Genomic DNA, 19,387 nt, shown 5'->3' on the forward strand with positions numbered 1-19,387 from the left:
AAGGTACATCAGCCCGGCGACCAGGCGAGGATGGGTGGCCGGCCGTCCCTCAGCGGCGGGGAAGAAGCCGGCCCATTCCCGCTCGAACCAGGACCAGTCGATCAGCGCCGCCAGCCGCACCAGTTCGTGCCGCCCGTCGATCATGTCGACCAGCCGCGGCCGCAGCAGATCAGCCTGTTCCGGCGGGCGCGGGCGGTGCTTCATGCCCACCAGAATCGCAGCGTTTGTCGTCGAAAACAATCGCACTCTGCAAATTCAGAGCGCCCGATCCAGCAAACATTTCAGATAAATCAGTGAACTATGAGATGTTCAAGACCGACTAAGTAGTCGGCCTTGAATAGCTTGGTCAGTGCGTTCGGCCAGCCGCTGGATAGGGGCTGGTCTGGGTGAGCGCCTGAACGAGACTGGCGAACAGGGCGAGCAAGAAAGCCCGGAGGTGGGCAAGGATCTTGCGGATGTTGTGGCCGCAGCCGCAGAGCACGGCGAACAGGGCATCGCCGAAGGTGCCCTTGAGGGCACAGCGGGCGAGACGGCCGTCGGTCTTCAGGTGGCCGATCTCAGGCTCGATGGCGCTGCGACGGCGCAGCAGCCTGATAAGCCTTGGTGTCAGCCGGCGGCGGGTGCCGCTGACCAACACCTGCGTGCCCCACACGCCATGGCCGCGGTAGCCGCGATCGGCCACGACGGTACTGGGATGATGGCTGGTGAGGGTCTCGACCTGCTGGATGGCTTCGGTGAGGGTGTGGCCGTCATAGGGGTTGCCGGGCATGGAGCGCATGCCGACGACGAAGCCGCCCTCGATGGTGGTGGCGACGCTGACCTTGGAGCCGAACTCGTAGCGCATGCGGGCCTTGCCTTTCGAGATGCAGTCCACCGCGGGCTCGTGCAGGGCATAGAGCTTGCGGGGCGTCTTCGGTGTCTGGCGCAGCAGGCGGGTGACGAGGGCCATCCTGTCGCTGATCCGATCCCGCAGCGGCCCTTGCGCGACGGCGCCGAGCTTGCGCCCCACATCGCGCAGCACGCGGCCGGTGTAGCCCTTGAGCGTGCGCAGCGCCCGGCACATGCGCCGGTACTGCTGGGCATGGGCATGCCGCCCCACCCGTGCGGCCAGACGTGGCGCCAGGCGATTGTAGTTCTGGCGCAAGGCGATCCCGGCCTTGTCCGCCAGCGCCACGAGGGATTGCCGCACCTTCTCATACAGGTGGCTGTCGGTCGGATGCACGATGGCTTTCTCCATCACCGTGGTGTCCACCGCGATCTCGGCCAGGCTGCGTTCCGACACCGCACCCGCGGCCCGGCCTGCCTTGATGATCTTGCTCAGCAGCCACTCCACGCCCTCCTCACCGATGCGGCCGTGCCAGCGGCTGAGCGAGGAGGGGTGGATGGGCAGGCGATGCTGGAAGAAGGTCTCGCCGGTGAAGTGCTGGAAGTACGGGTTCTGACCCAGCGGGCGAGCACCGCCTCGTCGGAGAGGCCGTAGGCGTGCTGAAGGTACATCAGCCCAGCGACCAGACGCGGATGGCTGGCTCGCCGGCTCTCACCGGCGGGAAAGAAGCCGGCCCATTCCCGCTCGAACCAGCTCCAGTCGATCAGCGCCGCCAGCCGGATCAGTTCGTGTCGCCTGTTGATCATGCCGACCAGGCGGGGCCGTAGCAGGTCAGGCTGTTCCGGCGGGCGCGGGCGGTGCTTCACGCCCAACAGAATCGCAGGGTTTGAGGCCCAAACCAACTGGATCCTGTAAATCCACGCCGTCCAGTTCAGCAAATCCATCAATTGGATCAGTAGCCTGGGATTTGTTCAGGGCCGACCACTTAGAGCAGTGGTGCCAGAACTCAGCACTAGGTGCGCTGCCCACTTTCGGGTGGAAGAGCTTGGCGTTGAAGGGGCTGCCCTGGCAGTCACGGTTCTCAGCCCATTCAAGCCTGTCACGAACGATCAAGCCTGCTGCTGGTAGGATCTCCAAGGACGCTCCACCAGTGTTGCGAGCCTCTCTCTTCCCTACATCCTCCCCAGCCACCGGTCAGGTCGAGTAGATCGGTGGTCAGGGTACGCTCATCGGGGAGGATGGGCAGCGGGCGTACCCCGCTCTCTATCTTACTTAGTGTTAGCGTCGTTGCCTGAAGGGGCAAAGCTCTCTGCTATCTGGGTCAGCAGGGCGTCGGCTTTCTTCTCTTCCTCCAGGGTCTCGGCCAATAGCTGCTCTGCTTCAGAATACCCGAGTTTGGCTGCCCAGGTCTTCAGCAGCCCGTAGCGGGCAATCTCGTAGTGCTCGATCGCCTGGGCACAGCCGATCAATACATCATCGGCTGCCGCAGTGCCGCCGAAATCCTCCAGATCCTCTTCCATTTCTGTTGTCAGGCCCTGCATTGCTTCACAGGTCTTGGCACGAGCTGACTTGCCGATACGCTCGAAGACCTGGACCAAGCGCTCCACCTGCGCGGCGCTCTCCTCGGCATGCTGAGTGAACGCTTCCTTCAGTTCCGGTGCCTTCGCGGCCTTCGCAGACTTCTTGAGCGCCCGCACTGACTGTTTTTCGGCGTAGTAGACGTCCTTCAGTGTTTCGTGGAAGGCGTCCGCAAGGGTCTTCTCGGCCATGTCGATGATCTTCCCCATCCAGCTCACCGCCTCATTTGGCAGCCGAGACAAAACGCTCGGCAAGGAGAGAAGGTAGCAACGCAGACACTCACAGATGCTTGGGTATGGCGACAGGACGATGGAGAGGATCTCCATGCATCCAGCGGCCGGCTTCAGGGATGGTGAGGATGCCTTGCGCGGCTGTCTACGCTCTGGAGGACAGGCACAGAATCGAAAGCGCCCAGAGGCACGAGCCATCCGGGCGCATATCTCGACAATGGTGTTTTCGTGCCCTGAAACGTAGTGAGCCGGCACGCACATTTGGTGCCCAGAGTTAACATGTGTTTTGCTGCACTGGCTGGCACTGAGGCGATAATGATTATCTACTGACCAAATTCATGTCAGATTCCGGCCTGATCACCCTGCACTCGAAGAGAGGCGAACTTACGCGTGATGGCATCAAGATTATCAGCACACCATTGTGCCATGCGCTCCTCCTCGCCCAGCGAAAGCATAAGCACAGTAGGTGCAGAACTGTCACCAGCAAGCTCAGCCAACGTCAAAAGAGATTTATAGGACGCGATTTCAAAATGTTCGAAGGCATAATTTGCCAGAGAATTCTTAATGATCTCATCCTGCATTGGTACATGGCCCAGAGCGGCCATATTACCAACGAGACCGGTCACAAAATCTTTCACTCCAGAATGCGACGTTCCGTGCGCGGCTAGTAGTTCGTCGAGGCGATCACGCTGCTGTTCACTCTCAGTCAGGTGCTTGCGCAAAGCCGCTTCGACTTCAGGGTAGCTCTGGACGCGATCCAACTGCCGCGAAAGGAGCTCAATTGCCTGAGTCTCTAAAGCGCGAGCGTTTACCAACCCAGTGATATAGATATCTTTGTAGGATTCTGACATGTTTTGTCCTCCAGCGCAAGTTTTGTCCGGGATATTACCCGCCGGTTCATTCGGCTCGGCACTTCCTTTTTGTGGTCCAGGTCGATAGGGATATTCGCCTGGTACCGCGAAGCGGGCTATATCAAACCACTTTGTGCCTTTCGGCAAAATAGTATTAAAGCAGCTTGCCTATTGTTGGCTTTGCTTTCGAGTGCTGCTATTCCATAGTACCAAGTAATCTATTCCGACAAGGCTATAGGAGAACGCAGAGAAAGAATTTATGGTTCATTAAAAGCGCTGATGCCGCAAACAATTTATCGTTATTACGGTAATTTTGAGCGCGGCTCCACCATCCGGCCGCCTCTCGCGCACATCTCACCCAGCCTTCAATCAAGGTGTATTGCCATAGACTCTGCCGGAGATGGCGCAGGACCGTCCGTTGACCCATAACGCGGGATCCATGCCCCGGCGCCAGCCAACCTGTGGCAGACCCAGGTTATCGACTGCCACCAGCAGCGTCGGATCCGCGAAGATATTGCGCGATGCGGCCGGCATGCATCCAGCCCATTCCCACCACGGTGCATAGCTCTCGATCATCGCCGTCTTGGGGCTCGGCCACAGATCATCCTCTCGGATGCCGCTCGGCCCCCGCTTCTCATAGGCCACTGTTACCCTGACCGGAGCCCTCGGGTAGCCAAGGTTCGGATGGTGGCGAAGTCGGTGCACCGCTGTCCTGCCTCCGATCTCCTCTGAGCTTCCTTGCGGGATGCCCCGCGGTTCATAGGCGAGTGGGGGACGGATCGGAGGCGGGAGGGGAGGTCGTGATGCTCGCCTTCCGCGGCACTTCTCCCCACACCATGCGATGGGGGAGATGGCAGCCAGGACGCGGGCCCTGCGGCCCTCCCGGGCCTGACAGAGAAGGTGAGCAGGTTCACCATTTTCGAAAAGGGGCTCCTGCCTGTCCGGATCGCTGTCAGCACCAGCCTCGCGCTGGAGCTGACGGAGCGGGCCTGTCTGGCAGTGCGAGTGCTGCATCCCAACCGGGGCCACGGTCCACTCAATGTGACGCTGGCGGTCCGCGGCGGGTATGGTTCAGCCGGCGGGTGGCCGGGACTCCGCGAGTGACGCGAGGCGGCGCTCGCAGGCCGGATCGTCGAGGAGGGTCGCGGCCTCGCCCGGCAGGCGGCGGCGCCAGTTGGGGTGCTGGTCGGTGGTGCCGGGGAGGTTGGGCTGTTCCGCCAGGGCGAGGGCATCCTCCACGGGCAGCAGGGCCAGGGTGCAGGCGGACCGGCCGATCTGGGCGGCGGCGGCCTCGGCGAGCGGGGTGCCGTCCTCTGGTGGCGGGGGATCGCCCTGGGCGGCACCGCTGTCGCGCATGGCCTGCCAGAGCGTGGCGCGGTCGCGGGCGCGTTCGGCGCGCTGGGCGGAGCCGTCCTCGCCCTCTCCCAGCAGGCCGAGGCGAGCGCGCCAGCCGATATCCAGGCCGCGCCACCAGCCGACGGCGGTGGGCAGATCGTGGGTCGTGGTCATGGCGGCCGCGTTGCGCGACCATTCGCGCGGGGGGATGTAGGGGCCGCCGCCGTCCCGCTGCTCGAACCAGAGGACACGCATGCCGAGCATGCCGATATGGTCCAGGCGTTCGCGGAAGCCGTGCGGGACGGTGCCGAGATCCTCGCCCACCACGATGGCGCGGTGGCGCCGGGATTCCAGGGCGACGAGGCGGAACATGTCGTCGGCGGGAAACTGCAGGTAGGCACCGTCGCGCGGGTCGGCGCCTTCCGGCACGACCCAGAGGCGGGCGAGGCCCATGGCATGGTCGATGCGCACGCCGCCGGCATGGCGCATGGCGGCGCGCAGCATCTCCAGGAAGGCGCCGTAGCCGCCCTGCTTCAGACCGAGGGGGGAGAAAGCGGTGATGCCCCAGCCCTGGCCGAGCGGCGAGAAGATGTCGGGGGGCGCGCCGACGGTGAGGTGGCGCAGCATCTCGCGCTGGCGGCTCCAGCCATGGCTGCCGCCGCCATCGGTGCCGACGGCGAGGTCGGCGATGAGGCCGATGCTGGCGCCGGCGTCGCGGGCGGCCTGCTGGGCCGTGCCGAGGCCGCGGTCGGCGATCCATTGCAGGAAGGCGTGGTAGGCGACCTCCCGCTCATGGGCGCGGGCGAATTCCGCCACGGCGGGGCTGGCGGGGTCACGGAATTCGGCGGGCCATTGGCGCCAGTTCCAGAGCCCAGGGTCGCGGGCGAAGAGATGGGCGTGCAGGGCCTCGAAGCGGGCATGGCTTTCCAGGGCCTCGCCCTGTTCGGCGCGGAAGCGGTCGAATTCCGGGTCGCCGGGGAAGCTGTCGAAGAGGGCGCGGAAGACGGCGAGGCGGGCGCGGGCCACGGCGGGCCAGTCCACGAGCTCCAGGGCTTCCAGCCGGCCGAATTCCCCGGCCAGGCCGGTGCGGCCGAAGGCGGCGCGGAGCGGGGCCTCGCCCAGCACGGCCGGGTCGGCGTGGAGCACGTTCAGGAAGAGGCGCGAGGAGGGGGAATAGGGGGAGAAGCGGTTGGGGTCGGCGGAGAACTGGGCGTGGACCGGGCTGATGGCCACGGCCTGGGCACCCTTTCGGGCGGCGGAGGAAACGAATTCCGCCAGGGCGGTGAAGTCGCCGACGCCACCGCCGCCCATGCCGTCCTGGCCCGGGCCTTCCGGGCGGCCGCGGCGCAGGCCGTAGAGCTGGACGGTCAGCCCCCAGGGGAGTCTGCCGGAAAGCTGGCGCGCATCGCTTTCCGCCAACGCGTCCTCCGGGCGATAACAGCGGGCCGGAGCGATGGCGAGGGTGGTTTCCGCGCCGCCGATGCGGAGGCGGTGGTAGCCGGGCGGCGGGGAGATGGGCAGGTGGCAGAGGCCGTGTTCCTGCCGGGCGCGGCCTTCCAGCACGCCGCCGTCTTCCAGGTCGAGCCGGTACTCGGGCTCGCCGGGCAGGCCCAACAGCACGGGCTGTCCGGCGGTGGCGGTGCAGAGCGGGGGCAGTGCGGCCTGGGCGGCCAGGTGCTCGCGGGCCTCCCGCATCTGCTCCGGCGAGCCGGTGGGCAGGCCCAGGGCCTCCAGCACGGCGCCGATGGCGTCCGGGGCGACGGTCTGGTCGCGGCCCTGGGCGTCGCGCCATTGCGAGGCGATTCCGGCGGCCTCCGCGAGGGCGTGGAGTTCATCCCGGCTCATGGGCCCGTGTTCTCCGGCAGGTCGAGCATCACCACCGCACAGTCGGGCGGCAGGCTTCCGGCGGCCAGCGCTTCCGCGGCGTCCGGGATGGATTCATGCAGCACGAGGGTGCCGCCCGCCGTCACCGGCGCGGGGGCCTCGTCCAGGTTGAGGGCGATGGTCAGGCGGGTGCCGTCGCCCAGGCGCCAGCGGGCCAGCACGGCCTTCGGCCCCACCGCCTCGGCGCCGATGGCTCTGGCACCGGGCAGGCGGGGGATGATCTCGTCGTGGCGGAGGGCGATCAGGGCCTTGTGCAGGGCCAGCATCTCCGCATGGAAGCCATGTTCGCTTTCCGCGGGGTCGGGGATGGAATCGGTGAAGGTCTTTTCGGCGTTCGGATCGGGGATGCGCTCGCGCTTCTCCGGGTCCTGGAAGGCGGCGAACTTGGCGAATTCCTTGCGCCGGCCCTCGCGCACCGCATCCGCCAGCTCCTGTTGCGGGAAGGCGGTGAAGAAGAGGAAGGGGGCGGTGGCGGCCCATTCCTCGCCCATGAAGAGCATCGGAATCTGGGGCGAGAGCAGCAGGAGGGCGGTGGCGGCCTTCAGCGCCGAGGGGCGGGAAAGGGCGGGCAGGCGCTCGCCGAAGGCGCGGTTGCCGACCTGGTCGTGGTTCTGCAGGAAGAGCACAAAGGCGGTGGGCGGCAGGTGGGCGCTGGGCTCGCCGCGCGCATGGCCCAGATGGGGCATGGTCTCGCCCTGGAAGAGGAAGCCTTCCGCCAGGACGCGGGCGAGCTTTTCCGCGCCATCGTCGGCGAAGTCCTCGTAATAGGCTTCGCGTTCGCCGGTCAGCAGCGGGTGCAGGACGTTGTGGCCGTCGTCGTTCCACTGGGCGTCGAATCCGGGCGCCCTGGGGCCGGTGCGGAGATGGCTGGCGCCGTTGCGCTCGTTCTCCAGCACGAGATGGACATGGCGGCCGGGGGTTTCGGCCTGGATCTCGCTCCGGATGCGGGTGGCGAGGTGGTCGAGCCAGTCCTGCTTCGCGATGGCGTGGACCGCATCGAAGCGGAGGCCGTCGAAGCGGTATTCGCGCAGCCAGGTGAGGGCGTTGGATTCGAAGAAGTCGCGGACCGGGGCCTTCTTGAAGTCGATGGCGGCACCCCAAGGGGTGTGGACGCCCTCGTCGAAGAAGTCCTTTGCATAGGCGTGCAGATAGGCGCCGTCCGGGCCGAAATGGTTGTAGACGACGTCGAGGAACACCATCAGGCCTTGGCCGTGCGCCTCGTCGATCAGGGCCTTCAGCTCCTCCGGCGTGCCGTAGGAGGCAGCGGGGGCGAAGGGCAGGACGCCGTCATAGCCCCAGTTGCGCGGGCCGGGGAACTCGGCGATCGGCATCAGCTCGATGGCCGTGACGCCCAGGGCCTTGAGCCGGGGCAGCATGGCGCGGATGCCGGCATAGCCGCCGCAGGTTCCGGCATGGAGCTCGTAGAGGATGGTCTCGTGCCAGGGGCGGCCCTTCCAGCCGGTGTTCCGCCAGGCATGGGCGCGGGGATCGACCACCTGGCTGAAGCCGTGCACGTCGTCCGGCTGGAAGCGCGCCGCCGGGTCGGGCACCGGGAGGGTGGAGCCGTCCTCCAGCCGGGCCTGGAAGCGGTAGCGCGTGCCGGCCGGGGCGGCGGCCTCCAGCGAGAACCAGCCGTCCGGTTCCGCCCGCATGGGCGCGGGGGGGTGGTCCGCGATCTCCAGCGCGACCTCCGTGGCCGAGGGAGCCCAGAGGCGGAAGCGGGTCCGCGCCCCGTCCGGGAGGAGTTCCGCGCCCCAGGGCGAGGGGGCGCCGCTCATGGCTTCTCGACCCGTGCGCCCAGCAGGAGCAGCGAATGCGCCCCCACCGTCACGCTGGTTTCCTCCGGCAGCAGGGAGCGCTCCTCGGCTTCCGGCAGCGCCGTGTCCAGCAGCAGCCGCCAGGGGAGCACCGGTTCCGGCAACTGGAAGCTCTGTTCCGCGCCGTCGGCATTCAACATCAGCATCACGACCTCGACCCAGCCATCCGCGGCCATGTCGGCGCGGCGCAGCGTCAACGTCCGGGCCTCGGGCTCGTTCCATGCCTCCGGCTGCATCGGCTGGCCGTGCTGGTCGAACCAGCCGGTGTCCTGCACCCCGGGGGCGGGCTCGGTGCGGCTGTGGGGGAAGTAGCGGGGGCGGAGCGGGGTCCAGCACTGGCGCAGCCAGGCGAGGCGGGAAACGAATTCGGCGAGCGCCTGGGCGCGGGGGGTGGCCGCGTGCTCCCAGTCCAGCCAGGAGACCTCGTTGTCCTGGCAATAGGCGTTGTTGTTGCCGCCCTGGGTGCGGTCCATCTCGTCCCCGGCCAGGAGCATGGGGGTGCCGGCGGACAGGAAGACGGTGCCCAGCAGGGCGCGCTGCAGCCGGGCGCGGGTTTCCAGCACCCAGGGCTGCTGCGTCCCGCCCTCCACGCCCCAGTTGGCCGAGAAGTTCTCGCCATGGCCGTCCTGGTTGTTCTCGCCATTGGCCTCGTTGTGGCGGCGGGCGTAGGAGACGAGGTCGCGCAGGGTGAAGCCGTCATGCGCGGCCACGAAGTTCACCGAGGCCCAGGGCTGGCGGCGGCGGCGGTCGAAGATCTCGCTGGAGCCGGTGAGGCGGCTGGCGAGGCCGGGGCGCAGGCCGGAATCGCCGCGCCAGAAGCGGCGCACGTCGTCGCGGAAGCGGTCGTTCCATTCGGCGAAGCCCGGCGGGTGGTTGCCGAGCTGGTAGCCGCCGGGGCCGATGTCCCAGGGCTCCGAGATCAGCTTGACCTGGGACAGGACCGGGTCCTGGCGCAGCACGTCGAAGAAGCCGGCACCAGGGTCGAAGCCGCTTGCCTCCCGCCCCAGGATGGTGCCGAGGTCGAAGCGGAAGCCGTCGACGCGGTAGGTCTGCACCCAGTGGCGCAGGCTGTCGGTCACCATCTGCAGCACGCGCGGATGGGCGATGTTCAGCGTGTTGCCGGTGCCGGTGTCGTTGATGTGGACGCGCTCGTCGCCGGGCAGGAGGCGGTAGTAGCTGGCGTTGTCGAGGCCCCGCCAGGACAGGGTCGGGCCCATCTCGTTGCCCTCGGCCGTGTGGTTGTACACGACGTCGAGGATCACCTCGATCCCGGCAGCATGGAGCTGACGGATGGCGACCTTGATCTCCTTCAGCGAGCCGGTGCTGAGATAGGCGGCTTCCGGCGCAAAGAAGTTCAGGGTGGAATAGCCCCAGTAGTTGCGCAGGCTCTTCTGCACCAGGAAGCGGTCCTGCAGGAAGGCGTGCACGGGCAGCAGCTCCACTGCCGTGATGCCCAGGCGCAGCATGTGCTCGATCATGCGCGGGTCGGACAGGCCGGCGAAGGTGCCGCGCAGGCGTGGATGCAGGGCGCTGTGGCGCATGGTGAGGCCGCGCAGGTGCGCCTCGTAGATCACCGTGTCCGTCCAGGGCGTGGCGGGGGGGCGGTCGTCGCCCCAGGTGAAGCTCTCGTCCACCACCAGGGCCTTGGGCATGGCCACGGCACTGTCGCGGCGGTCGAAGGAAAGGTCCTCGCGGCTGTTGCCGACGCGGTAGCCGAAGAGCGCGTCGGACCAGGTGACCTGCCCGACCAGCTTGCGGGCATAGGGGTCGAGCAGCAGCTTGTGCGGGTTGAAGCGGTGGCCGCGCCGGGGCTCGTAGGGGCCATGGGCGCGCAGCCCGTAGACGAGGCCGGGCTGCGCGCCGGGGAGATAGCCGTGCCAGACCTCGTCGGTGCATTCCGGCAAGGCGTAGCGGGCCAGCTCCTTGCGGCCCGTGGCGTTGAAGACGCAGACCTCGATCTTTTCCGCATGGGCGGAGAAGACCGCGAAGTTGACCCCGAGACCGTCCCAATAGGCTCCGAGCGGATAAGGCCGCCCGGGGGCGAGGCGATCAGGGGGTAGGGCCATGCGTGTTGAGTGCTCCGGGGGACAGCACAATCGTAGCGAGCGGTGGCAGGATGAGCGAGAGCGATTGCGCCTGCCCGTGGCTGGGCAGATCCTCGGCCATCACGCCGCCGGCATTGCCCAGGTTGCTGCCGCCGTAGTTGCCGGCATCGCTGTTCAGCAGCTCGTGCCACCAGCCGCCCCCATGCCCACTGGCCGGGACGCCGATGCGGTAGCCCTCGCGCGGCACCGGGGTGAGGTTGCAGACCACGAGTGCCGGCGGGTCGCCATCCTGGCCGCGGCGGAGATAGGCGAAGACGCTTTGCGCGCTGTCGTCGCCGATCACCCATTCGAAGCCCGCGGGTTCCGCGTCGAGACGGTGCAGGGCGGGCAGGCCGCGGTAGAGCGCGTTGAGGTCGCGGACGAGGTCCTGCATGCCGCGATGCCCGGGATCGTCCAGCAGGTGCCAGGGCAGGGCGGCGTCGTGGTTCCATTCCGTCGGCTGGGCAAGCTCGATGCCCATGAAGATCAGCTTCTTGCCCGGATGGGTCCACATGAAGGAAAGGTAGGCGCGCAGGTTGGCGCGCTTCTGCCAGTCGTCGCCGGGCATCTTGCCGAGCAGCGAGCCCTTGCCATGCACCACCTCGTCATGGCTGAGCGGCAGCACGAACTTCTCGGAGAAGGCATAGACGAGGCCGAAGGTCATGCTGTCGTGGTGCCAGCGGCGGTTGACTGGGTTCTCCTGCATGTAGTGGAGCGTGTCGTGCATCCACCCCATGTTCCACTTGTAGGAAAAGCCGAGCCCGCCCTCGCTGACCGGCTTCGTCACGCCCGGCCAGGCGGTGGATTCCTCTGCGATCACCACCGCGCCGGGGCAGCGTTCGGCGACCGCCGTGTTCAGCTCGCGCAGGAAGGCCACGGCCTCCAGGTTCTCGCGGCCGCCATACTGGTTGGGGACCCATTCGCCCTGCTTGCGGGAGTAGTCGCGGTAGAGCATCGAGGCCACGGCGTCCACGCGCAGCCCGTCCACGTGGTAGTGCTCCAGCCAGAAGAGGCCGGAGGCGATCAGGAAGCCGCGCACCTCGTTGCGGCCGAAATTGTAGATCAGCGTGTTCCAGTCCTGATGGAACCCCTCGCGCGGGTCGGCGTGCTCGTAGAGGGCGGTGCCGTCGAAATGGCCCATGCCGTGGGCGTCGGTCGGGAAGTGGGCCGGCACCCAGTCGAGCAGGACGCCGATGCCCGCCTGGTGGCAGCGGTCCACGAAGCGGGCGAAGCCGTCCGGCGTGCCGAAGCGTGCCGTGGGGGCGAAGAGGCCGAGCGGCTGGTAGCCCCAGGAGCCGCCGAAGGGATGTTCCATGACGGGCAGCAGCTCGACATGGGTGAAGCCCATCTCCGCCACATAGGGGATCAGCCGGTCGGCCAGGCCCTCCCAGTCCGGCGCATGGCCGTCCTCGGCCTTCCACCAGGAGGTCGGGTGGACCTCGTAGATGGCGATCGGCGCGTCGGGCGCGTGGCGGGCGGCACGGCCGGCCATCCATTCCGCGTCCTGCCATTCGTGCGGCGTCGGGTCCGCCACCACGGAGGCGGTGGCGGGGGCGAGCTCCGAGGCCAGGGCGACGGGATCGGCCTTCAGCGGCAGCATGGCGCCGCCGGGGCCGCGGATCTCGTACTTGTAGGCGGTGCCGGGGGTGAGGCGGGGGATGAAGAGCTCCCAGATCCCGGCCTCCCGCCGCAGGCGCATCGGGTGGCGGCGGCCGTCCCAGCTGTTGAAGCCGCCGACCACCGAGACACGCTCGGCATTCGGGGCCCAGACGGCGAAGCGCACGCCGGGAACGCCGCCGAGGGTCATCGCCTGGGCGCCGAAGACGCGGCCCATCTCCCGGTGCCGGCCCTCGGCGAAGAGGTAGAGGTCCATGTCGCCGAGCAGCAGGCCGAAGCTGTAGGGGTCCTCGGTCTCCTGCACGCCGCCGGGCCATTCGACGCGGAAGCGGTAGGGGCGGGCATCGGGGACGGGAGCCTCGAAGACGCCGGCGGGGTGGATGCGCTCCATCGGCGCCAGGACCTCGCCGCTTTCCGCGTCGAGGAGTTCCACAGCCTTCGCGCCCGGCTGGAAGGTCAGGACCGTTTTACCCCCGGGGCCGTCATGGGCGCCCAGGATGGCGAAGGGATCTCCGTGGCGGCCCTCGGCGAGGGCCTGGATGGCGGCATCATTCCGCATCGGGGATCAGCCTCTCGACGATGGCGGCCAGGCCGCGCAGGGGGAGGGGAAGCCAGGCGGGCCGGTTGGCCGCCTCGTAGCGGATCTCGTAGGCAGCCTTCTCGATCAGGAAGAGATCGAGCAGGGACTGTTCGGAGGCCTCCGGCACCCAGGGGCGTTCCGCCGCGTGCTCCACGACGCGGTAGGCCGCCAGGAAGGCGTCGGAGGCCTCCTGGCGGAAGCGTGCCAGGAGCGCCTCGCGGCGTTCCTGCGGCACGGCGGAGCTGCTGCCCGTGTCGTGGCTCTGGGCGGCGGCGGCGGCGGCGTAGTCGAAGGAGCGCAGCAGCCCGGCCACGTCGCGCAGCGGCGAGCCCTTGGCGCGGCGTTCCTCCAGCGAGCGCGCGGGCTCGCCCTCGAAGTCCACGATCACGGCGTCGCCCTGGGAGACCAGGACCTGGCCCAGGTGGAAGTCGCCATGCACGCGGGTCTTGAGCGCGCCGTCGGCGGCTTGCGCCAGCGCGTGGACCTTGCCGCGCAGGGCCTGGGCCTTGCTGAGCAGGGACTGCGCGCGGGCCGCGTCCGCCTCCGACAGGTCGGTGGCCTTTTCCAGCAGCTTCAGCGCCGGTTCGAGCTGTTCCAGCGCGCCCTCGGCCCAGGCCGTGCGGTCCGCCTCCACGGCGGGTTCGGGCGTGAAGGCCGGGTCGTCGGACGGTGCGGCGAGCACGGCGTGCAACTCGCCCAGGCGGCGGCCCAGGGCGGTGGCGAAGCTGAGGTAGCCGGCGAAGATGTCCTCGTGCCCGTCATGGGCCAGCGCGGCCTCGTCCACCGAGCGGGCCAGCCAGTCCAGGGTCCAGCCCCAGCCGTCGCCCTGGTTGCGGACGAAGCCCTGCAGCAGCATCAGCGTCACCGGCTGTCCGTCCGGCCCGGTGCGGACCACCTCGCCCAGCAGCGGGGCGATGTTCTGGAAGCCGGCCTCGGTGAGATGGCGCGTCATCTCGGCCTCCGGATGGATGCCGGAGAAGAGCTTGCGCAGGATCTTCAGCACCACCTGGTCGCCGACGATCATCGAGGAGTTGGACTGTTCCGCGGAAAGCCGGCGGATCTCCGGCCGCTCGGGGATCTCGATGCCGTGCAGCAGGGCGCCGCCGATGAAGCGGATCTCGCCCTCGTCGCTCTGCGTGGTGCTGTTGCGGCGGAAGTTCACCAGCGCGGCATGCACGAAGTCGTCGGAGGCGAAGGCATCGGTCAGGTAGCCGACGCGGCGCGTCTGCCGCACGCGGGAGATGGCGAGCTGATAGGCCAGCGGGCTGGCGCTGTCGTCGTCCTCCACCGCGGCCAGGGGCAGGCAGTAGCGCTCGGTGCGGTCGGGCAGCTTCGCCTCGATCTCGGCGAAGATGACGTAGCGGGCGTGCGGGAAGGGGGCGATGGCCTTCAGGCTGACACCTTCAAGCTTCTCGCCCTTGGAGGCGAACCAGCGGCGCTTGGGCAGGTAGCTGGGCAGCACCTCGCGCTCCAGCTCGCGCTTCTGCGCCTCGCCGAAGCCGGTGGTGTTGGCCGGGAAGACCAGGGTGCGCAGGTCGGGCAAGGGCTCGGGCGCCTTCACGTGCCAGGGTGGGAGGGCCTGCTCGGTCGCCAGCACGAACCAGTAGAAGCCGAAGGGCTGCAGGGTGAGCAGGTAGGTGAGCTGGCCGATCTCCGGGAAGGCGGTGCCGCCCAGCATCTCCACCGGCACGCGGCCGACATAGGCGGAGAGGTCGAGCTCCACCGCCTGGGAGGTGCGGGACAGGTTGAAGACGCAGAGGATGCTCTCGTCCCCGTATTCCCGGACATAGGCAAGGACCTTGCGGTTGCCCGGGTAGAGCAGGCGCATGCCGCCGCGGCCGAAGGCGCGGGAGCGCTTGCGCGTGGCGAGCATCCGCCGCGTCCAGTTCAGCAGGGAATGCGCGTCGCGCGACTGCGCCTCCACGTTCACCGCCTGGAAGCCGTAGAGCGGGTCCTGGATGGTGGGCAGGACGAGGCCGGCCGGGTCGGCCTTGCTGAAGCCGCCGTTGCGGTCGGGAGACCACTGCATCGGCGTGCGCACGCCGTCGCGGTCGCCGAGATAGATGTTGTCGCCCATGCCGATCTCGTCGCCGTAGTAGATCACCGGCGTGCCGGGCATGGACATGAGCAGGCCGTTCATCAGCTCGATGCGGCGGCGGTCGTGTTCCAGCAGCGGGGCGAGGCGGCGGCGGATGCCGAGGTTGATGCGGGCGCGCTTGTCGGCGGCATAGGTGTTCCAGAGGTAGTCACGTTCCTTGTCCGTGACCATCTCCAGCGTCAGCTCGTCATGGTTGCGCAGGAAGATCGCCCACTGGCAGCCGTCGGGGATGTCGGGCGTCTGGCGCAGGATGTCGGTGATCGGGAAGCGGTCCTCCTGCGCGATCGCCATGTACATGCGCGGCATCAGCGGGAAGTGGAAGGCCATGTGGCATTCGTCGCCCACCCCGAAATACTGCTGCGTGTCCTCGGGCCACATGTTGGCCTCGGCCAGCAGCATCCGGTCGGGGTACTCCTCGTCCAGCTTGCGGCGGAGCGTCTTCAGGACCTCGTGCGTCTCGGGCAGGTTCTCGTTGCTGGTGCCGTCGCGCTCGATCAGGTAGGGCACGGCGTCGAGGCGCAAGCCATCCACCCCGGCATCGAGCCAGAAGCGCATGATGTTCAGCACCTCCACCATGATGCGGGGGTTGTCGAAGTTCAGGTCCGGCTGGTGGCTGAAGAAGCGGTGCCAGAAATAGGACTGGGCCTCCTCGTCCCAGGTCCAGTTCGACTTCTCCGTGTCGAGGAAGATGATGCGGGTGCCGGAATAGAGCTCGTCATTGTCCGACCAGACGTAGTAGTCGCGCGCCGGGTCGCCCGGGGGCGCCTTGCGGGCGGCCTGGAACCAGGGGTGCTGGTCGCTGGTGTGGTTGATCACCAGCTCGGTGATGACGCGCAGGCCGCGCTTGTGCGCCTCCCCGATGAAGCGCTTGGCTTCGTCCAGCGTGCCGTAGTCGGGGCTGACATCGCGATACTCCGAGATGTCGTAGCCGTCGTCGCGGCGCGGGGAGGGGTAGAAGGGCAGCAGCCAGAGCGTGTCCACGCCCAGTTCGGAGAGGTAGTCGAGCTTGTCGATCAGGCCGGCGAAGTCGCCGATCCCGTCATTGTTGGAATCGAAGAAGCTCTTGATGTGCAACTGGTAGATGACCGCGTCGCGGTACCAGTGCGGGTCTTCCGTCATGGACATCTCGGTTCGTTCGCTCTCAAGCCCCGAAGGGCGTACCGGTGGGGCGCAGGCGCCAGATGGCGAAGGGCAGGTCGGCGGGATCGAGGCGCAGGTGCTGCATCTTGCCGGCGAAGGTGAGGCGGTTGCCGCGCATCAGGTCCTCCGCCTCGATCGAGGCATGGTCGGGCAGGCCCCATTCCCAGAGAGGCACCTCGAAACTGGCCTCCTGCGCGTTGAAGGGGTCCATGCTCACCGCGACCAGCAGGCAGTTCGAGCGGTCCGGCGTCGCCTTGCCGAAATAGAGGATGCTGTCGTTGAAGGCGTTGTGGAAGGTGACGCCCAGGTGGCTGTGCAACGCCGGGTTCTCGCGGCGGATGGCGTTCAGCCGGGTGATCTCGGCGACGATGTTGCCGGGGCGGTCGTGGTCCCAGGCGCGGATCTCGTACTTCTCGCTGTCGAGGTATTCCTCCTTGCCCGGGGCGACGGGCGTGGCCTCGCAGAGCTCGAAGCCGTTGTAGACGCCCCAGAGCCCCGAGAGCGTGGCGGCCAGCGCGGCGCGGATCAGGTGGCCGGGGCGGCTGCTGGTCTGGAGGAACTTCGGGTTGATGTCCGGCGTGTTGACGAAGAAATGCGGCCGGAAGAACTCCTTCGGCGCCGTCGTCGTCAGCTCCGTCAGGTATTCCTGCATCTCGGCCTTGGTGTTGCGCCAGGTGAAGTAGGTGTAGCTCTGCGAGTAGCCGACCTTGGCCAGCCGGTACATCACCTTGGGGCGGGTGAAGGCCTCGGAGAGGAAGATCGTGTCGGGGAAACGGGCCTTCACCTCCGCGATCATCCATTCCCAGAAGGGCAGAGGCTTGGTGTGCGGGTTGTCCACGCGGAAGGTGCGGATGCCGCGCTCCGCCCAGAACAGCACCGAGTCCCGCAGCGCGATCCAGAGCGAGGGCATCGCGCCCTCGGCGTAGAAATCGACGTTGACGATGTCCTCGTACTTCTTGGGCGGGTTCTCGGCGTACTTGATGGTGCCGTCGGGGCGCCAGTCGAACCATTCCGGATGCTCGCGCAGCCAGGGATGGTCGGGGGAGCACTGGATGGCGAAGTCCATCGCCAGTTCCAGCCCTTGGTCCGCCGCGGCCTGGCGCAGGCGCTCGAAATCCTCCAGCGAGCCGAGCTCGGGGTGCAGCGCCTCGTGGCCGCCATCCTCGGAGCCGATGGCATAGGGGCTGCCGGGATCGTCTGGGCCGGGGGTGAGGGTGTTGTTGCGGCCCTTGCGGTTCTTCCGGCCGATCGGGTGGATCGGCGGGAAGTAGAGCACGTCGAAGCCCATGGCGCGGATGCGCGGAAGCTGGCCGATCACGTCGTCGAAGGTGCCGTGACGCTTCGGATCGCCGCTCTGCGAGCGCGGGAAGATCTCGTACCAGCTCGCGAAGCGGGCGGCGGTGCGCTCGACCTCCACGGGCATCGGCGCGGAGCGGAGGCGGTGCGGACGGTCGTCGGCGCTGGCCATCATCGCCGCCGTGTCGGGGGCGAGAAGCAGGGCGAGGCGTTCCGCATCCGCCGCGTCCAGCAGGCGGGCGGCGAGGGCGGCGAGGCCCGGGATGTCGGAGCCGGCGCGGTCGGCGGCGGCGGCGACCAGCCGGCGGCCTTCCTCCAGCTCCAGATGCACCGGCACGCCTGCCGTGTGCTTCTTGCCCAGCTCGTCGCGGAAGGCGGCGAAGACGTCGATCCAGCCTTCCACGGCGAAGACGTGGCGGCCCAGGCGTTCCAGCGGGAAGGTGGCCGACCAGCGGTCGTTGCTAACCAGCGTCATCGGCGCCTCGCGCCATTCCGTCTCGTCGGCGGCGCGCCAGAGCAGGGCGGCGTTCAGCTTGCCGTGGCCGTCGGTGAAGATGTCGGCCTCCACGGCCACCACCTCGCCGACGATGCGTTTGGCAGGGAAGCGGCCGTCATCCACGACGGGGGTGATCGCCTCGATGGCGATGCGGGGGCTTTCCACTGCCTCCTCCGCCGGCAGTTCGGAGGCGTCGCGCAGGATCGGCCGGCCGCGCTTCGCCGTGGCGGCGACCACCCCGCCGGGCTCCAGGCGCAGCGGCGTGCCGGGCACCAGCGCCTGGGTGGAAGAACCGCCGGGCACGGCGAAGCCGCCCAGCATGCCGCCCAGTTCCGGCAGCACCGTCTCCGGCATCAGGTCGCGGCTGTTCCGCACGTCCGGGTTGGCGAGGATCAGCGCCGCCGCCCCGGCGGCCCGCGCGTCGCGCCCGTCGAGGCGCAGCACCGCCGCCACCGGGGCGCCCGGTGCGGCGACGGAGCGGGTCTCGCCCCCGGCCATGGGCGCGAGGCGGCGGGCCAGGGCGGTCGCCTCGCGGAGCGCGGCGGAAAGGTCATAGGGCGCGTTGTCGCGCAGCCAGGCCCAGTCCCCGGCCCGGACATGGGCGGGGTCGAGTGGCGTGCGGGCGCCGGCTTCGAAGCCCATGGGCACTAGCAGCCCGTCGCCGAAGCCGGCGGCGAAGGCCAGGGCGCGGCGGGCGATGCGTTCGCGCAGGGTGGGGTCGTGCCGGTCCGCCGCCACGCGGGTGCCGAAGGGGGCCTCGGGGAAGGCCAGGGGTGGGGCGATGACGGCGAGGGCGTCGCGCTCCTCGAAGAGCCAGGGGGAGCGGTAGTCCCACCAGGCAGCGGAGCTGGCGGTGGCGGCGAAGCCCAGCCCGGCGAGGCGCGGCAGGACGTCACGGGGCAGGCCGGTGGTCCAGGCGATGAAGCGGGCGCCGGGGGCGGCGGCGATCAGGCGGCGCCAGGCCTCGGGCGGGATTTCCTCCGGTTCCTCGCAGCGGAAGCCCGACACGCCGGCCTGGGTCCAGAGGCGCAGGCGCTCCGCCCACCAGGTGGCGAGGCCTTCCTGCCGCAGGTCGCCGCGGACGGAGCCGCGCAGGGCGGGATCGGTGCGCGGATCGGGGCGCCGCCCGGCCGGATCGGCGAACCAGCCGGGATGCTGCGCGCGCAGGGTGCTGTCCTCGGCGACCCGTTCGGGAATGAGGTCGAGGCAAAGGGCCAGCCCCTCCGCGCGGCAGGCGGCGGCGATGCGGGACAGCGCCTCGGTGCCGTCCTCCCCGGCCTCCAGCAGCGGGTGCGGGCGGTCGTGGTCGGAAACGTGAAACAGGTTGCCGGAGGCGCCGGTGGCGAAGACCGGCGGGATGGCCACGCCGCCGAAGCCCAGCCCGGCGATGCGGGCCAGTTCCGGCCCCCAGCCGCGCAGGGGGCCAAGCATCAGGGGGTGGAGGTAGTAGAGGGGCGGCATGGAGCGGCCGGCCAGGGCGACGTCATGCGAGGTCTCGGGGGAGGTCTCGTGGATGTTCATGGTCCTGGGCGCGTTCCGTTGGCCGGTCTCCGGG

10 protein-coding genes and 2 pseudogenes are annotated in these 19,387 nt (G+C 68.6%); all 12 read right to left on the bottom strand.

Annotated elements, in window-relative coordinates; translation table 11 throughout:
• Positions 1-204: pseudogene (locus BT98_RS24755) on the bottom strand (IS5/IS1182 family transposase); the annotation flags it as partial.
• Positions 205-346: 142 nt separating this feature from the next.
• Positions 347-1,692, bottom strand: a pseudogene (locus tag BT98_RS0116445) (IS5 family transposase).
• Positions 1,658-1,939 carry a hypothetical protein gene (locus BT98_RS27300; protein WP_147292462.1) on the bottom strand — a complete coding sequence of 94 codons (282 nt, stop codon included), beginning with the start codon at positions 1,937-1,939 and terminating at the stop codon, positions 1,658-1,660. Before BT98_RS27300 ends, BT98_RS0116445 begins: the two are co-directional and overlap by 35 nt.
• Before the next feature lie 155 nt (positions 1,940-2,094).
• A complete protein-coding gene (locus tag BT98_RS24760) occupies positions 2,095-2,595 on the bottom strand; it encodes a YciE/YciF ferroxidase family protein (RefSeq protein WP_037251256.1) in 501 nt (166 codons plus the stop codon).
• A gap of 380 nt (positions 2,596-2,975) precedes the next feature.
• Entirely contained in the window at positions 2,976-3,485 is a 510-nt protein-coding gene (locus BT98_RS26715; protein ID WP_081798630.1) for a ferritin-like domain-containing protein, read from the bottom strand.
• 369 nt (positions 3,486-3,854) lie between these two features.
• Entirely contained in the window at positions 3,855-4,130 is a 276-nt protein-coding gene (locus BT98_RS27305) for a hypothetical protein (RefSeq protein ID WP_126281887.1), read from the bottom strand.
• Positions 4,131-4,556: 426 nt separating this feature from the next.
• Positions 4,557-6,665, bottom strand: coding sequence for a 4-alpha-glucanotransferase (gene malQ, locus BT98_RS0116455; protein WP_019460320.1), 2,109 nt, complete (start codon positions 6,663-6,665; stop codon positions 4,557-4,559).
• Positions 6,662-8,482, bottom strand: coding sequence for a malto-oligosyltrehalose trehalohydrolase (gene treZ / locus BT98_RS0116460; protein ID WP_019460321.1), 1,821 nt, complete (start codon positions 8,480-8,482; stop codon positions 6,662-6,664). Before treZ ends, malQ begins: the two co-directional genes overlap by 4 nt.
• Positions 8,479-10,587 carry a glycogen debranching protein GlgX gene (gene glgX / locus BT98_RS0116465; protein WP_019460322.1) on the bottom strand — a complete coding sequence of 703 codons (2,109 nt, stop codon included), beginning with the start codon at positions 10,585-10,587 and terminating at the stop codon, positions 8,479-8,481. Before glgX ends, treZ begins: the two co-directional genes overlap by 4 nt.
• A complete protein-coding gene (gene glgB, locus BT98_RS0116470; protein WP_019460323.1) occupies positions 10,571-12,781 on the bottom strand; it encodes a 1,4-alpha-glucan branching protein GlgB in 2,211 nt (736 codons plus the stop codon). The genes glgX and glgB overlap by 17 nt, the downstream gene beginning before the upstream one ends.
• Positions 12,771-16,025 (bottom strand): maltose alpha-D-glucosyltransferase, encoded by a 3,255-nt coding sequence (gene treS, locus BT98_RS0116475; RefSeq protein WP_019460324.1) that lies wholly within the window; start codon positions 16,023-16,025, stop codon positions 12,771-12,773. Before treS ends, glgB begins: the two co-directional genes overlap by 11 nt.
• 16 nt (positions 16,026-16,041) lie before the next feature.
• Positions 16,042-19,353 carry a maltotransferase domain-containing protein gene (locus BT98_RS0116480; protein WP_019460325.1) on the bottom strand — a complete coding sequence of 1,104 codons (3,312 nt, stop codon included), beginning with the start codon at positions 19,351-19,353 and terminating at the stop codon, positions 16,042-16,044.
• Positions 19,354-19,387 lie beyond the last annotated feature (34 nt).

Origin of the sequence: Roseomonas mucosa ATCC BAA-692 (assembly GCF_000622225.1) — a bacterium.
Taxonomy (GTDB): domain Bacteria; phylum Pseudomonadota; class Alphaproteobacteria; order Acetobacterales; family Acetobacteraceae; genus Roseomonas; species Roseomonas mucosa.

Excerpts from the sequence above, each read along its gene's own strand:
- BT98_RS26715 (WP_081798630.1), bottom strand. The coding sequence starts at position 3,485 with ATGTCAGAATCCTACAAAGATATCTATATCACTGGGTTGGTAAACGCT.
- BT98_RS24760 (WP_037251256.1), bottom strand. The coding sequence starts at position 2,595 with ATGGCCGAGAAGACCCTTGCGGACGCCTTCCACGAAACACTGAAGGAC.
- malQ (WP_019460320.1), bottom strand. The coding sequence starts at position 6,665 with ATGAGCCGGGATGAACTCCACGCCCTCGCGGAGGCCGCCGGAATCGCC.
- glgX (WP_019460322.1), bottom strand. The coding sequence starts at position 10,587 with ATGGCCCTACCCCCTGATCGCCTCGCCCCCGGGCGGCCTTATCCGCTC.
- treS (WP_019460324.1), bottom strand. The coding sequence starts at position 16,025 with ATGTCCATGACGGAAGACCCGCACTGGTACCGCGACGCGGTCATCTAC.
- BT98_RS0116480 (WP_019460325.1), bottom strand. The coding sequence starts at position 19,353 with ATGAACATCCACGAGACCTCCCCCGAGACCTCGCATGACGTCGCCCTG.
- glgB (WP_019460323.1), bottom strand. The coding sequence starts at position 12,781 with ATGCGGAATGATGCCGCCATCCAGGCCCTCGCCGAGGGCCGCCACGGA.
- treZ (WP_019460321.1), bottom strand. The coding sequence starts at position 8,482 with ATGAGCGGCGCCCCCTCGCCCTGGGGCGCGGAACTCCTCCCGGACGGG.